Source organism: Spirosoma areae (genome assembly GCF_054781775.1).
Genome location: NZ_BAAGTT010000040.1, coordinates 326273 through 341851 on the forward strand (window position 1 = coordinate 326273; position 15579 = coordinate 341851).

Consider the following 15579-nt stretch of genomic DNA (forward strand, 5'->3'; position numbering starts at 1 on the left):
TGTAAGTTGCGGTTTTCAATCCCGTAGGGGTGGTATGATTATAGTAAAATGGCCTAAAACAATGCAGTTTAGAACCCCGAAGGGGTGACATGCTATCACCCCTTCGGGGTTCTAAACCAGGCGATTCTATCATTTCTATAAACCTGTCATCCCTACGGGATTCGCACTTAACAACCCTGCCCTGATGGGGATTGATTTAGGGGTTAAACCGACTCGTTAACCAATGCGTTTATACGCTTGACGCTTACTCCTAAACAGGTTCATCCACTCCTTTGCATTCAAAATAAACCTGAATAGTATTACTTCAGCACATACGTATCCCCTACTTTTTTGACGTCAGCCTCCATGATGATGGCTAAATTGTCGATGCAGTCTTCGGCAACATCAGTACGAAGTTTTCCGGTTAGTTTCTTGTCAGCCAACTGAGCATCCTCTACGTTGATAGTTACCCCAAAGGTATCCTGCAGACTATTGACTATTTCGGTTAACGTTTTGCCGTCCAGCACGATATACGACTCCTTCCAGGCATCATAGAGGTCAGGCTTCACGCTTTTTAGCTGAATTTGCCGGCTTTTTGGTGTCACCGTCGCCATATCGCCCGGCTTCATCACCACTGCCGATACGTCATTGGCGCTCAACTGCACTTTGCCTTCATGCAGGACAACATTGGTCTGCTCACGTCGGGTATTCACGTTAAATTCGGTACCCAGCACTTCCACCTGCGCTTCGGGCGTATGAACGATGAATTTCGCACCCTTCCGTGTGGCGATATCAAAATAAGCTTCCCCGTCGAGCCATACTTCCCGGACAGGGCTGTTCAGCAGATCATTACCCACCCGCAGTGATGAATGGGCATTGAGTGTCACCACCGACCCGTCGGCTAAGTGAATCTCCTGAATTTTTCCGTAGGCGGTTTCATACGTCAGCGACGAATTTGCGCGCCAGGTCCACCAGCCCATGCCCATCGACGCCACCAACAGCACGACGGCAGCCGCAGCCCAGTAGGGGCTATGGTACCACTGCACTACCCGGACTGGATGGTCGCGGACCGAATTGTCTCCGTCGGACCGATGCCCGGCTGCATCGGTCGGAATGCCGTACCACCGGCGCTCCGGGGCTTGAAAGGCCGGTTCAATATCCTGCCAGATGCGCTGCTTTAGCCGGGCAAGGTCTTGTGGAGAGGGTTCCAGTTCGCGGAACTGAATCGTTTTAACGTAGTCGATGGCAAGCTGAATATCGGCCACTTTGTGCGGATAGTCAGCCATGTATGTTTGCCAAACCCGGTTCGATTCGTCGGTAGGTGTAAGCACCCAGCCAATAAACTGGGGGTCCTTACAAAAGTCTTCTACGGTAAAAGCGGGATTCTGCATGGGAGAAGCGTCAGGGTAGTACTCGTTAAACAGAGTACTAATTCGTTTTTCCCGACTTTTTGCTAATTAAATCTTCGTGACGTAACTCAGAACGACTCCTGTCAGGCTCAATAAGGCGCCCCGCTGCTTAAACGATTCACGCACGTAAGCCCGCAGGGTCGTCAGCGCCACATTTACCGTGTTATACACACTCTTCATTGTAATATCCATCACCTCAGCCGCCTGCTGATAGGTAAGCCCTTTCATATACACCAAATACAGAATTTCTTTTTGCCGTTTCGGTAATTTGTTCAGTTCAGCAATCACCAACCGTTTTTGCTGGTCAATCAATTGCTCTTCGATTAGTTGATGCTCATACGGCAAAATCAAAAACTCAGCCGTCTCAAACATGTACGTATCCGACTCAAATTTATTTAGCCGGCCTACCGTATCCAGGAGTCGCCGGCGCAGGGCGCGGTATAAATAAAACCGGATGTTGTCCGTAGCGCCCAGCCGCCCGCGGTTTTCGTGCAGATGCAGAAACAACTCGTGCAGACAATCTTCGACCACCTGTTTATTCCGAATCAGGTTATACCCATACCGATACAGGTCTGCCGCAAACAACTCATAGAGTTGAGAAAACGCATCCCGGCTTCCGCTGCGAAAGGTATCCCAAAGGTGGCTATGTTCGGCAGACGTCAATCGGTCAGTCATAAACTACGGATACATAACGGATTACCAAAGATAAACTACGGATAGGTATAAATCACGGCGTTGGCCAGGATCCGGGCATACACCGGGTTTTCAAAATCACTGATGGCGTGGCCGGGCTGACTGTAGAAGAGCCAGCCTTTTCCGACAGGCATGCACCAGGCCGACCGATCCTGCATCCATACGTGTCCGGCTTTATCGGTCAGTTTCACCCCCAGCAATATCGTTCGGGGTGTAAGCAGGTTATGGTTTAGAAAGGCTTCGGTGTTCGGTAAGACAAAGCCGGGTACTTTCTTCTCCTGCTGCTGCCCTTCCCGTTTATAGGCAATGGCTGAATCATACCTAATCTTGTGGGTGGTAATGAAATGCCCGGGCGCCAGATTGACGACGTCCATCGTAATCCCTCCCTCATATTTGTAGCCCCCTTCGCTGACGTCTTTTTTGGGCAGGTCTACGCCCAGAAACGGGAACCAGGCCTTGTTTTTCCGTTTCGCCGAACTAATCGAGTGGTGCAGGCAGATGAGTTTACCCCCGTTTTGGGCGTAGTTGATAAAGGCCTTTTCGGGGATCGAATCCAGGTCTTTGTGAATGTAGACAAGAACGGCCCGGAACCCGCTTAACGAAGCGGGCAAGTCGGTCTGTACAACAATCCTGGCGGTTAGTCCTTCCTGAACGTTCAGGGCCTTTGCCAGCACGTCCATAGCCGGAATCTCGTCGGCAACAATCAACACATCCTGTGCGCTTACCCGCACCACAATCAGCACCAGGCCAATGAATGACAGAAGCAAACGGTTCATGGCGTCAATCGTTTCAGGTAAGCGATACTCTGGGGCACCTGCGTAGCCACGCTGGGGCTTTCGTCTTCGATGTAATAATGCTGAACGCCTGCTTTTTGGGCGGCCTTCAACACCGCTGGCAGGTTGATTTGCCCCGTACCGAGGGCCACGTCGTTCTCGACCGGCGTTCCACCCGACAAATTACCGACAATACCTTTGCGGAGGTCTTTCAGGTGCATCAGTTTGAACCGACTGCCATATTTATTGAGCAGGGCCACCGGGTCCTGGCCCGGAAAGACCGTCCAGAGAATATCCAGCTCAAAACCCACATACTGCGGATTGGTGTTTTGCACGATATAATCGAAAAGCGTTCCAGATTCATGTTTCTCAAATTCATACCCATGATTGTGGTAGCAAAACAGGAGGCCATAGTCGTCGTGCAGGCGTTTGCCGAACTGGTTAAAGTCGGCCACCGTTTTCCTGGCCAGGTCGAGGGTAAAGGGGCCGGTATGCGGAATCCAGGCTACCCGGACAAACTGCGCGCCGAGGGTTTTGGCGTTCTGGCCTACTTCCGCAGTTTTATTGAGCGCATCCGGGTAACTGACGCCAAAGGAAGAGCATTTCATGCCGCGTTCATCGAGGAGTTTACGAAGCTCGGCGGCTGTTTTCCCGAACAGGTTCGAGAATTCCATGTCGGTAATGCCCAGCGCCTTGATGGTGTCGAGGGTGGCCGCTACGTCTTTCTGAAAACTAGTCCGGTAGGTGTATGAAACCATACCCGGAACCTGCGGGAATAGCATTTTCTGCGCTTCAGCCCGACCCAGGCCGAGCAGAATTATGACAACAAATCCGATCTGTTTCACGAGTGATACTTACTTTTGGAGGGTGGTATTGACTGCTTCAGGCGTTCAACCTGTTGTGCTGACAAGGTAAACTACCTTCTTTTATACTCATTTATTCGCTAAGCATCCGGACCGGCTACCCGTAACACAGGTGTCCCTTGCTGGCTGACGGGTAGCCGGTCTTGCCCGATACGTCTTTACTAATAGCTACTTCCGTTAGGTCGCTACGCGACGATTTCGCTACTTCAAAAAACGTCTAAATAAAGTAGAATCGGTTTCTATTATTTTTTTAGGAGTACCAACCGATATAGTTCAAAAAGACTCTTTACCTTATGACCTGGGTTAATTTTCTATGCGCTACCTCTTCCTGATTCTTAGTCTGTCACTAACCACCCGTGCGGTCGGACAGATTTCCAAAACTGACAGTTCCTATGTGCAGGAGGCTAAAAAGCAGGCGATTAGTTTGTATGAACGAACAATCTACACGCAGGCGCATGTGTATGAAGGCAATGAATACATTACCCACGACCACCGCATAAAAATTCATCCTTTCTACCGGGTGGATAGTTTGCAGGCTGGCACCATTGCCTACAATGGCGTTAAGTACCACGATGTAGCGATGCTGTACGACATTGTTCGGGACGAGTTGGCCATTCAGGCGCCGGAAGGCGGCTATCGCATTCGGTTACGCAGTGAAAAAGTCACCCAATTTTCACTCGGTTCGCGCCAGTTCAATCGGATCGAGGGCGACAGTGCAACAGGGGTCCCGACCGGGTTCTACGAAGTACTCCATACCGGGAAAACAAAAGCACTGGCGCACCGAATAAAAACAATTCATGAAGACATTTCGAGCGGGTCTTATCAGGCGGATTATTTGCTTAAAGACCGCTTTTTTATCGTAAAAGAAGGTGTTTATCATGAAGTAAAAACTAAACGTTCGCTGCTTAGCTTATTTCCGGAGCAGACCAAAACGCTGCGAAAATACATCCGCACGAACAAGCTCAACTTTAAAGATGACCAGCGCGAAGAAGCCATTACCCGACTTGCCCAACACTATGACGCATTAACGAACTGATTATGGCTCACCTGTACCGGGGTATGCTGCTGTTTCTTGCCCTGCTCGGCCCGCTGGCAAACCTGTTTGGGCAAATACCAACCGGCAAACTCATTCGTGGCACGTTCACCAACCTGCGTTTTGAGCAGTTTGCCCAGGCCATTGAAGCCCAAACGTCGTATCGGTTTTTCTTCAACCCGGTCGATGTCGATAGCCTCACCGTTGATATGCAGGTTGATAACCAGCCGCTACAGGCGGTTCTCCGACAGCTTTTTACAGGCACAAAATACGCTTACGCCCTTGATAATCAGCAGCGAGTCTACATCACGCTCGACCGCCCCATCCGCACTGAACTGCCCATTGGTTTCTTTCAGCGCGGCCGCTCGACCACCGAAACCGACACGACACTGACTGCTTACCTGACTGAAAGCAGGAAGGTACTGATCGAACCCGAAACAAAGGTGTATGAGATTGGCAAACGCACCAATCCGATCAAACCGGGGCGGTCGACGATTGCCGGTTTTGTGCGGAACACAGACTCGGGCGAGCCAATTGTGGGCGCGGCTGTCTACCTGGAAAGTCCCCGCATCGGCACCGTTACCGACCAGTTTGGCTATTATTCGCTAACCCTGCCACGCGGGCGGCACGACCTTAAACTGCGGAGCATCGGCCTGAAAGATACCCGCCGGCGCATCACGATATACGCGGACGGCAAGCTCGACATCGACATGCAGGACGATGTTATTTCGCTGAAAGAAGTGGTAATTGAAGCCGAGAAAGACAAGAACATATCGAGTCTTCAGATGGGTCAGGAGCGGGTCGACATCAAGAGCATCAAACAGGTGCCCACCGCCTTAGGCGAGGCCGACCTGCTGCGGGTCATTCAGACGTTGCCGGGCGTGAAAACCGTTGGCGAAAGTTCGACCGGCCTCAACGTGCGCGGGGGCGCTACGGACCAAAACCTGATTCTCTACAACGACGCCACCATTTATAACTCGTCGCACCTGTTCGGGTTTTTCTCGGCCTTCAACCCCGACATGATTAAGAGCGCAGAACTCTACAAAAGCGCCATTCCGTCGCGGTTTGGGGGCAGGCTGTCGTCGGTGCTGGATGTGCAGACGCGCGATGGCAACAAAAAGAAGTTTGTCGGGTCGGGGGGCATTGGGCTGCTCACCGGACGGCTCACGCTCGAAGGGCCACTCATTAAAGACAAAACCTCGTTTATTGCCGGCTTCCGCTCGACGTATTCCGACTGGCTGCTTCGGCAGTTGCAGAACGCGTCGTTTCAGAAAAGTCAGGCCCAGTTTTTCGACCTGAATCTGCACATCACGCACGAGATGAACGAAAAAAACACGTTCTACCTGACCGGCTACTGGAGTCAGGACCGATTCCGGCTCAACAGCGACACGACGTATCGGTATCAAAATCAGGCCCTTACGCTCAAGTGGAAGCACATCATCAGCCCTAAACTGTATGCGGTGTTCACGGGCAACTACAGCGGCTATACCTACAATGTTGCCAGCGAGAAAAACCCCATTAACGCCTATCAGTTGGATTTTGCAGTCAACCAAACGCAATTGAAAGCCGATTTCAACTACTTCCCAACCAATCGGCACACCCTCGACTTTGGCTTCAGTTCGACGTACTACAAGCTGTTTCCCGGCAATTTTCAGCCGCGCGGCCCGGAGTCGCTGATTTCGCCGGACGTAGTGCCGGGTGAGCAGGGACTGGAAAGCGCTGTCTACATCGGCGACCGGTTCGATGTGAACCCTAAGCTCTCGATTAGCGCCGGGCTGCGGTATTCGTTCTACAGTTATTTAGGCCCCGGCTCGGTGTTTCAATACGCGCCCGGCTCACCCAAAACGGTGAACAACATCATCGACACGGTCGCTTACGGCACCAACAAGTTCATCCGCACCTATAACGGCCCTGAATACCGGCTGGCCATTCGCTACGCCCTGTCCAATACGTCATCGGTCAAAGCCAGTTTCAACCGGACACGGCAATACATCCAGATGTTATCGAACACAACCGTTATTTCTCCCACCGACATCTGGAAATTAAGCGACCCGACTATCAAACCGCAGGTGGGCGACCAATTTGCCATCGGCCTGTATAAAAACAATCGGATCAATACCATCGAAACCTCGGTTGAAGTGTACTACAAAACCATGCAGAACCTGCTGGATTACCGGAATGGGGCCAGTCTGATTCTGAATCACCACATCGAAACCGACGTGGTCAGCGCCGAGGGAGAAGCCTATGGCTTTGAGTTTCTGGTGAAAAAGATGACCGGCAAACTCAATGGCTGGATCAGCTATACCTACGCCCGGACGCTCCTGCGGGCGAATAACCTGAGCAACAGCGAGACCATCAATCAGGGAAACTGGTATCCGAGCAGCTACGACAAGCCGCACGACATTACGATGATTAGCAACTACAAGATTAACCGTCGGTTCAGCCTGTCGCTGAATTTCACGTATAGCACGGGGCGGCCCATTACGCTGCCCGTTGCCAAATACACCCTCGACAACGCAGCCCGGCTGCTGTATTCGGAGCGCAATCAGTATCGGATTCCCGACTATTACCGCGCCGATTTTGCGATGAACATCGAAGGCAACCACAAAATTAAAAAGCTCGCGCACAGTTCTTGGACGATTTCGGTGTATAACCTGACGGGTCGACACAATGCATATTCGGTCTATTTTAAATCGGAGAACGGCCGCATAAACGGCTATCAGCTATCCATTTTCGGCCAGCCCATTCCGTCGGTTACGTATAATTTCAGATTTTAATTTATGAGACTGTGACAGGTTGTAGGACAAATTTATTTTTTTGACAGGATTACAGGATAGAGATGAATGTAAATCCTGTAATCCTGTCAAAAAAACTTACTCAATCGCTAATCCTATTTGAAATATAAACTTGTCCTGCACTCTTATTGATATGAAAAACACACCTATAAAAGCCCTCGGCTGGGTACTGATTTTGCTGGCGGGCGGATGCGTTGACCCATATCGGCCACCCGAAATTAGTGCACCGAACAGTTACCTGGTCATCAATGGCTACTTTAACAGTGCGCCGGGAACCACGAGTACCATTCAGCTCTCGCGCTCGCAAAACCTGACGGATACCAAAGCCCTAACTGCCGAAACCAAAGCGGTGGTAACCATTGAAAGTGAACGCAAAGCGGTTTACGCGCTCAAAGAAGGCACCAACGGGGCGTATACCCTGTCGGGTGTGACGCCCATGCCGGGCGAGACCTACCGGCTACACATCAAAACCGCTAAGGGTGTCGAGTATTTTTCAGACTATGTGCCGGTGATTACAACGCCCCCCATCGACAGTATTAGCTGGCGTGCTGAAGAGAATGGGCTGCAAATCAGTGTGAACACGCACGACCCAAAAAATAACACGCGCTATTACCGCTGGGATTTCGACGCAGCCTGGGAGTACACCGCTTACTACTATTCGTCGTTAGACATTAAGAATAAGCAAATCGTTGACCGGGTTGAGCCGGTTTTCCGCTGCTGGAGTAGTGAAAACTCGACCAACATCCTAACCACTTCGACCACCCGACTTACGAAAGATGTGGTCAGTCAGTTTCCACTGACCTTTATTCCAGCTTCGTCCGTCAAACTGGGCGTCAAATACAGCCTTCTGGTTCGGCAGTATGGGCTAAGCCAGGCGGGGTATGACTATTATGACCAATTAGCCAAAATAACCCAGAACATTGGCTCCATTTTTGACCCGCAACCCTCGCAGATTACCGGTAATATCCGCAGCATAGCCAATACGGGCGAACTGGCACTGGGCTTTTTTCGGGTAGGAACGATTGAAAGCAAGCGCATTTTCATCCGGCGTGACCAATTACCCGTCTGGCGGATCAATACCGGATTAGACAATTGCAGAACCGATACGCTGACAACTCAGCAGGTCCTTCAAACGCAGCCCGCTATTGTCATGTTTGTTTCGGATCTGAATAAATACCTGACCACTGACCACGTCTGCGCTGACTGCCGGCTTCGCGGGGGCGTAACCAAACAACCCGATTTCTGGGAGTAAGACAGAGTTGGATCTTTAGGAACTCGTTGACACGTATGTTTTCGCAGCCTGCAAGCATGAAATACCTTTTCTATAGTCTCTTGATACTAAGTAGTTTGCGGATTTTCGGCCAGACACCCGAACCGGTTAGTGCGCTGGTGCAACCCTTCGACAGCTACCGTCGGCAAACGCTTCAGGAAAAACTGTATGTTCATACTGACCAGGCCTTTTACCTGATTGGCGAAACCATGTGGTTCAAGGTGTATTATGTCGATGGTTCCTTTCATAAGCCACTCGATGTCAGCAAAGTTGCCTATATCGAACTGTTCGATCAGGCGCAGAAAGCGGTGCTGCAAACAAAAGTTTCGCTAACGGCAACGGGCGGAAACGGCACGCTCTTTCTGCCCGCGTCGCTCAATTCAGGCACGTACCGGATGCGCGCCTACACAAACTGGATGAAAAACTTCAGCGCCAACTTCTTCTTTGAAAAAACCCTGACGATTGTCAATCCGTTTAAGCCGCTGGGACTGCCCCTACAGCAACCATCTGCCGATTATGAGGTCCAGTTTTTTCCCGAAGGTGGCAACCTTGTACGGGGACTTCCGAGCCGGGTGGCGTTCAAGGTAGCCGATGTGTCGGGGCGGGGCATTGCCGTTCGGGGTTGGCTGCTGAATGAACGAAACGACACACTGACCCGGTTCAGTTCGCATAAGTTTGGCATCGGGACCTTTCCCGCTACACCTGCCGATCAGGGTGCTTACCGGGTCGTTATCAGCGACGAAAAAGGCCGCATCGTCACCAAACCCTTGCCCACTGTTCAGCCGCAGGGCTATGTAATGCGCCTGGACGAAGCCGGTACCGACCAGGTAAAAATCACCGTTAACACCAACACCGACGCGGTTTCGGCGGTGTATCTGTTTGTGCACACGCGACAAGCCATCAACGTCGCCGAAGTGCGGCCAATGCAGCGCGAGACCAGTTTCCTGCTTAACAAAAAAGACCTCGGCGAGGGCATTTCACACCTCACCATTTTCAACGCGAATCGCCAGCCCGTTTGTGAACGGTTGTATTTCAAACGCCCTGCCCAACCGTTGACCATCGCGCTAAAATCGGATCAGGCACAGTATGCCCCCCGCTCAAAAGTAACGCTGGACGCATTGGTACAGGCACCCACAGCTCAGGCGGCTTTGTCGATGGCCGTTTACCGGGTCGATTCGCTGGCATCGGGCGACCCATCGGGCATTCTGAGTTATTTATGGATGACCTCTGATTTACAGGGCCATGTCGAATCGCCGGACTATTACCTACAACCCGAAACGCCCGAAGTAGCGCAGGCAACTGATAACCTGATGCTGACGCACGGCTGGCGACGGTTTCGCTGGGATGAGGTGCTACAAACCAAATCAGGGGCGGTGCGGCAACCGGCATTTCGGTTTTTGCCGGAGCTTAACGGACCAATCATCGAGGGAACTGTAACCGACCCCGCGTCGGGCACTCCGGTGCCGGATAAAATGACGTTCGCAGCGGCACCCGGCAAACTCATTCGAACCTACATGTCCCGCAGTGATGCCACCGGAAGGATTCGGTTTGAGATGCAGGACTTCTACGGGCCACAACACCTTATCGTTCAGACGAACCCGGAGGATAGTCTGCTCAAGCTAACGTTGACGACCCCCTTCTCGGAGCAGTTGCCAACAGCTCACCTACCCGAAATTGCCCTTGCCGGGTCGCAGGCAGAACCACTGCTGAACCGGAGTGTGGCCATGCAGGTGCAATCGACGTACTGGGCAGACCGCGCTATTCAGTATAGGCACCCAACGGTCGACAGTACGGCCTTCTACGGAACGCCCGGCGAATCGTACCTGCTGGATGCCTACACCCGGTTTCCACGCATGGAAGAGGTGCTGCGCGAGTATGTGCCGGGTGTGCTGCCCCGAAAGAAGCAGGGGCATTTTCGATTGTTTGTTCCCAACACGCCTTACCGGGCCATCTTCGAGGCTTCGCCGTTGGTACTGGTCGACGGGGTGCCGGTCTTCGACATGGACAACGTGATTGAGTTCAGCGCCTTGAAAATCAGGAAGCTGGATGTCATCACGAATTTCTACTTCGTCGGCCCGGCTATTTTGAGTGGCCTGATTAGTTTCATGACCTACAAAGGCGATCTGGCCGGTTTTCCACTCGACCCGCGTCTGCTCAAAGTCGAGTACGACGGCCTGCAACTGCAACGGGAATTCTATTCGCCCCGCTACGACCAAAGCGTTGGAACACCCGCCCAACAACGGATCAGCCGGTTGCCCGATGCCCGTACTCTGCTCTACTGGAACCCCGACCTCCCCGCTAACGCCGGAGGCAGGAGCCGAGTCGAATTCTACACCTCCGACCAGACAGGCACCTACCTCGTAGACGTTAACGGCCTGACCAAAGACGGCGTTGCCGGCAGCCAGCGGATGGTATTTGAGGTGAAGAATGGGATGAAGTAAAGGGGATAAGTTAGTGGTATTCAAATCAGGCAAGACCATCATACGCAGGAAATAATCAGATACCTATGGATAACACAATTAGAGACTTACGACTGGCTGTATTGATTGATGCAGATAATGTGCCCTATTCAACGATTAAAGAGATGCTGGAAGAAATTGCAAAGTTTGGCACACCTACATTCAAAAGAATTTATGCAGACTGGACCAAGCCAACTGTTTCAGGCTGGAAAAATGTTTTACTGGAAAATGCAATTACACCCATTCAACAATACAGCTACACAACAGGGAAAAACTCCAGTGATAGTGCCATGATTATTGATGCTATGGATATTTTATATTCGGGCAAAGTCGATGGATTTTGTATTGTTTCGAGCGATAGTGATTTTACCAGATTGGCTATACGGTTAAGAGAGGCTGGCATGAAAGTTATAGGTATGGGAGAAAAAAAGACGTTAATGCCATTTATAACAGCTTGTGATAAATTTATCTATATAGAAATACTAAAATCTGGCGATCAGAAGGATACTATTGAAGAAAGTAAACCTGAAAAGAAAGACGTAAAGCCAACACCAAAACCTTTAACTATGGTAAACAGGGAATTAATACGATTATTAACAGATAGTATTGCCGATTTAGCCGATGAAAGTGGATGGACTTTTCTGGGCGATTTAGGCAACCATATTTTAAAGAAAAAACCAGATTTTGATCCCAGAAACTATGGATTCCCTAAAATGCTTTCTTTAATTAGAAGTATAGACCGATTCGAGATTGATGAACGAGAGACCAACAAAAGCAAAATCAGGCACATTTACGTGAAAATAAAATAAGTAGGTTAACCGTATTTTTATAAAAAAATAGAAGTGCACAATCAAAAGCCTTTGGTTATTTTATACCGCTAAACAACCAAAACATACTCAGATAAATAGCACAAAGTACCCCCTAACCTGGCCTCTTTACACCCCTATAAAACGCTCGCCTAAGCGTAAATTTGTATGGTAATCAAACGATACAAATACGATGAACCCAGCGCAAAAAATCACCACATTCCTGACGTTTACTGATCAGGCCGAAGAAGCCATGAATCTGTACACGTCTATTTTCAACGACTCAAAAATTGTGAGTGTGACACGCTATGGCGACGCAGGTCCCGGTCCGAAGGGCGCGGTGATGATGGCAACCTTTCAACTCAACGGGCAGGAGTTCATTGCGCTGAATGGTGGTCCGTCTTTTTCTTTCGCCGACGGTATTTCTCTGTTCGTGAGTTGCCAGACGCAACAGGAAGTCGATCAGTATTGGGAGAAACTTTCCGATGGTGGCGAAAAAGGCCCTTGTGGCTGGCTGAAAGACAAGTTTGGTGTGTCGTGGCAAATTGTTCCGACGGCTTTAGGCGAACTATTGAGCAGTAAGGACGCCGAAAAGTCGAAACGGGTGATGCAAGCCATGAGGCAAATGAGTAAGATTGAGGTTGACAAGCTCCGGCAGGCTCATGATGGCAACTGAACCTGAAACAGGCCAATCTCCTACTCATGCCAGTCTGAACGACCAATAACATACGCCCCATAATGCCCATGATGGCTGAGGCTGAGGGGAAGGCTGACCCGTTGCCCCGAAACAGGCTGGATACATAACGACGGCACGCCAGCCACGTTTTTCTGAATCGTTATTGCCTGTTCAGGAAGGGAGAACCGGGCAGCACAATGCTGTTTTATGTGCATCAGCATCGCCTGATGCTGATGCACATAGGTGACGTTATCGAACAGTACGATTTGCTGGCAGAAGGCGGGAGAAACGCCCGATGAATAGGCCAGGCTGGCAATGTAGGCATCGGTAATGACCGACTTCGTCTGATAAACGTTCGTGCAGACAACCGTTCCCATTACTTCCCCATCAGGCGATGCATTAAGCTGGCAAGCTAATTTCAGGGGGGCAAAAATTCGTTTGCCCCCCTGCCGAATCGCCATTTTGTAAGCACTCTCTTTCATACTCCACAACAGCCAGACCATACGGTCGGGGTTCGTCGTGTTGGAGCGAATGAGTTGCTGTTCGTGAACGGTAAAGAGTTTATCCAAAAAGCCGGGTCTACGCCAATTACTATCCTGTTTTGCCTGGGCCAAATCGACAATATCATTGCCAATCATTTTTCCGCCAGTTTCTCCTTAATAATTTCCATAGCGGCACCCACTGTCAGCATCCGTTCCATTGATGTATTGTCAATCTCAATGTCGTACTCCTCCTCAACATCAAGCGCAATATCAACCAGATTGGCCGAATTTATTTTTAAATCCTTAATAAAGTCGGTCTTTTCAGTCACGTTATCAAAGGCCTGTTCGTCCTGAACATAGGGTTTAACAACGCGTACAATCGTCGTAATTAATTCGTTTTGAGTAGTCATGGCTGGTTCAAGATTGAAACTTTTTCAAGATAATACACGCATTCACATCGCCAAAACCAAAATTAGCTTTTGCAATGGTCGTAACCTCTTTCTGCATCAGTTGATGCGGAATTTTATCCGGCGCAATGCGCTCTAAAATAGCAGGATGTGTGTCTTCAGAATTGATGGACGGATAGATAAATCCTTCATACAATTCCAGGGTGGCGGCTACACATTCGATACTTCCGGCGGCACTGATACAATGCCCTATCATGCTTTTCAGGGAGTTAATATACGGAAAATCATCGCCTTTTCGCTGGAGGGCTTCGCTCCAGGCTTCAATTTCGGCGGGGTCTTTAACGGTGGCCGTCAGATGCCCATCGATTAGGTCAATATCTTCGGCCCGAACGCCCGACTGCACCAATGCCTGCTCAATACAACGTCTAACGGCCACAGCGCTGGGAGCCGTCATGGTGCCCCCGCTTCGCTGCCCGCCGGAGTTGACATGCCCCCCCGCTACTTCGGCGTAGATGGTGGCATTGCGTGCCAAAGCGCTCTCCAACGACTCGAGCACCAACGCGCCCGCGCCACTGCCCGGAACAAATCCAGCCGCCGTCACGCTCAGGGGCCGGCTGGCTTCTTCCGGGCAGTCATTATACTTATAAGGCATTACCCGTATGGCATCGAAGCCGCCCCAGATGTAAGGGCCATGGTCGCTGCAACTGCCCGCCAGCACCCGTTTGGCCTGGCCGCTGGCAACGCGCTGATAAGCCATAAATACGGCTTCGGTGCCGGTAGCGCAGGCCGATGAGTTTGCCGTTATCTGCCCGCCACAGCCAATCATGCCACTCAGGTAAGCGCTTACCCCACTGGTCATTGTTTGGGTTACGGCGGTGGTGCCCAGCCGTTTTACCAGGCCTTCATCAACTTTATAAATCGACTCGCGCATTTTATCGACACCCAGCATGCCCGTACCGAACACAATGCCGGTGTCCCAGTCGGCTTCGTCCGTCGCTATGGGCAAACCGGCGTTATGCCAGGCTTCCATACCGGCTATAACCCCGTAGACAATGCCACTGCTGTTGAGTTGCCGAAGACTTAACTCGGTGAAATAGTGATGTTTAATGGCGTCCGTAACCGGCGGTATACCCCCAACCTGACACGAAAATTTCAGTTCGGCGAGTTCGGGCCGAAAAGCAATGCCACTTTTCCCCGCTTTAATCGCTTCAGTAAACGAAGGTATACCCACTCCATTGGGAGCGGCCACACCCAGACCGGTAATTACAACTCGATTACGCATTTGTTTTTGGTTTTATCATTCCAGAAATAGTACCCCGACAGACCAGTTCACCACGGCTATTGAACATTTCAACTGTACACTTCAGCTTCTGAAACCGAAAATAGCTTTTCGCTGAACGGACCCGAACTGTTTCAGTCGGAAAAACGGGCCGGTAAAAATCAATTTGCGTGGACGTCATAGCAATTTCAACGTTTTCCACGCTTGTGTCATCAAGCAAAAAAATGCCCAGACAGACCACGCCAATCTGCGCCATCACCTCCGTTAGAATAACACCAGGTGTGACCGGATTGCCAGCAAAATGGCCTTCATAAAAAAAGGAATCGTCAGGAAAGGTGTAACTCCCCTCTACGCCATTTTCGCTGATGGAATGTAGTTCATCAACAAACAAAAATGGTTTGCTATAGGGCAGTTTCGAGAAGATGTTTGTAAAAGTTTGCAAATAGATAGAATCTAAAGGCTTACAACTGGATAGAAGTCGTTTGAAGTAGCTGGCATGAGCGGCCCCGCTCAACCCCTGATGGGAGGTTTTCCCCAGCGTTAGCCATGCCCCGGTAGGGGATTGGGCGGGGAGGCCTGTGCCTATATCGTTGAGTTGTAGTGCAATATATTTATATAATTACCTACTATTTATAGATTGCCTAATTATTTATAT

General features: G+C 50.5%; 14 protein-coding genes. 6 read left to right on the forward strand and 8 right to left on the reverse strand.

What is annotated here, in order from left to right; all coding sequences use genetic code 11:
• Window positions 1–299 precede the first annotated feature (299 nt).
• From ACYVI1_RS24920 to ACYVI1_RS24935, 4 genes are all read right to left on the reverse strand, one after another.
• Window positions 300–1370 (reverse strand): FecR family protein, encoded by a 1071-nt coding sequence (locus ACYVI1_RS24920; RefSeq protein ID WP_460913576.1) that lies wholly within the window; start codon window positions 1368–1370, stop codon window positions 300–302.
• 66 nt (window positions 1371–1436) lie between these two features.
• Window positions 1437–2063, reverse strand: coding sequence for an RNA polymerase sigma factor (locus tag ACYVI1_RS24925; protein WP_460913577.1), 627 nt, complete (start codon window positions 2061–2063; stop codon window positions 1437–1439).
• 35 nt (window positions 2064–2098) lie between these two features.
• Complete coding sequence (locus tag ACYVI1_RS24930; RefSeq protein WP_460913578.1) at window positions 2099–2857, reverse strand: ThuA domain-containing protein; 759 nt, start codon at window positions 2855–2857, stop codon at window positions 2099–2101.
• On the reverse strand, window positions 2854–3699 hold the full coding sequence (locus tag ACYVI1_RS24935) for a sugar phosphate isomerase/epimerase family protein (RefSeq protein ID WP_460913579.1): 846 nt from the start codon (window positions 3697–3699) through the stop codon (window positions 2854–2856). The genes ACYVI1_RS24930 and ACYVI1_RS24935 overlap by 4 nt, the downstream gene beginning before the upstream one ends.
• A gap of 331 nt (window positions 3700–4030) precedes the next feature.
• Between ACYVI1_RS24935 and ACYVI1_RS24940 the strand changes: the two genes are divergently transcribed.
• The 6 genes from ACYVI1_RS24940 (at window position 4031) to ACYVI1_RS24965 (ending at window position 12756) form a co-directional block, all read left to right on the forward strand.
• A complete protein-coding gene (locus tag ACYVI1_RS24940) occupies window positions 4031–4753 on the forward strand; it encodes a hypothetical protein (protein ID WP_460913580.1) in 723 nt (240 codons plus the stop codon).
• Between the two features lie 2 nt (window positions 4754–4755).
• Window positions 4756–7527 (forward strand): TonB-dependent receptor domain-containing protein, encoded by a 2772-nt coding sequence (locus tag ACYVI1_RS24945; protein WP_460913581.1) that lies wholly within the window; start codon window positions 4756–4758, stop codon window positions 7525–7527.
• Between the two features lie 151 nt (window positions 7528–7678).
• Complete coding sequence (locus ACYVI1_RS24950; RefSeq protein ID WP_460913582.1) at window positions 7679–8797, forward strand: DUF4249 domain-containing protein; 1119 nt, start codon at window positions 7679–7681, stop codon at window positions 8795–8797.
• Between the two features lie 56 nt (window positions 8798–8853).
• The gene (locus tag ACYVI1_RS24955; RefSeq protein WP_460913583.1) at window positions 8854–11256 is read left to right on the forward strand and encodes a hypothetical protein; all 2403 of its coding nucleotides are present in this window, start codon (window positions 8854–8856) and stop codon (window positions 11254–11256) included.
• 65 nt (window positions 11257–11321) lie between these two features.
• Window positions 11322–12083 (forward strand): NYN domain-containing protein, encoded by a 762-nt coding sequence (locus tag ACYVI1_RS24960; protein ID WP_460913584.1) that lies wholly within the window; start codon window positions 11322–11324, stop codon window positions 12081–12083.
• 190 nt (window positions 12084–12273) lie between these two features.
• A complete protein-coding gene (locus ACYVI1_RS24965; protein WP_460913586.1) occupies window positions 12274–12756 on the forward strand; it encodes a VOC family protein in 483 nt (160 codons plus the stop codon).
• 20 nt (window positions 12757–12776) lie between these two features.
• On the opposite strand, the gene ACYVI1_RS24970 is transcribed toward ACYVI1_RS24965, so the two are convergent.
• From ACYVI1_RS24970 to ACYVI1_RS24985, 4 genes are read right to left on the reverse strand one after another with little or no spacing between them, the layout of a single operon-like run.
• The gene (locus tag ACYVI1_RS24970) at window positions 12777–13394 is read right to left on the reverse strand and encodes a 4'-phosphopantetheinyl transferase family protein (protein WP_460913588.1); all 618 of its coding nucleotides are present in this window, start codon (window positions 13392–13394) and stop codon (window positions 12777–12779) included.
• Window positions 13391–13648, reverse strand: coding sequence for an acyl carrier protein (locus tag ACYVI1_RS24975; RefSeq protein ID WP_460913589.1), 258 nt, complete (start codon window positions 13646–13648; stop codon window positions 13391–13393). The genes ACYVI1_RS24970 and ACYVI1_RS24975 overlap by 4 nt, the downstream gene beginning before the upstream one ends.
• A 7-nt stretch (window positions 13649–13655) precedes the next feature.
• Window positions 13656–14927, reverse strand: a complete 1272-nt coding sequence (locus tag ACYVI1_RS24980) for a beta-ketoacyl-[acyl-carrier-protein] synthase family protein (protein ID WP_460913591.1) — start codon at window positions 14925–14927, stop codon at window positions 13656–13658.
• The gene (locus ACYVI1_RS24985; protein ID WP_460913592.1) at window positions 14920–15366 is read right to left on the reverse strand and encodes a 3-hydroxyacyl-ACP dehydratase FabZ family protein; all 447 of its coding nucleotides are present in this window, start codon (window positions 15364–15366) and stop codon (window positions 14920–14922) included. The genes ACYVI1_RS24980 and ACYVI1_RS24985 overlap by 8 nt, the downstream gene beginning before the upstream one ends.
• Between the last annotated feature and the right edge of the window lie 213 nt (window positions 15367–15579).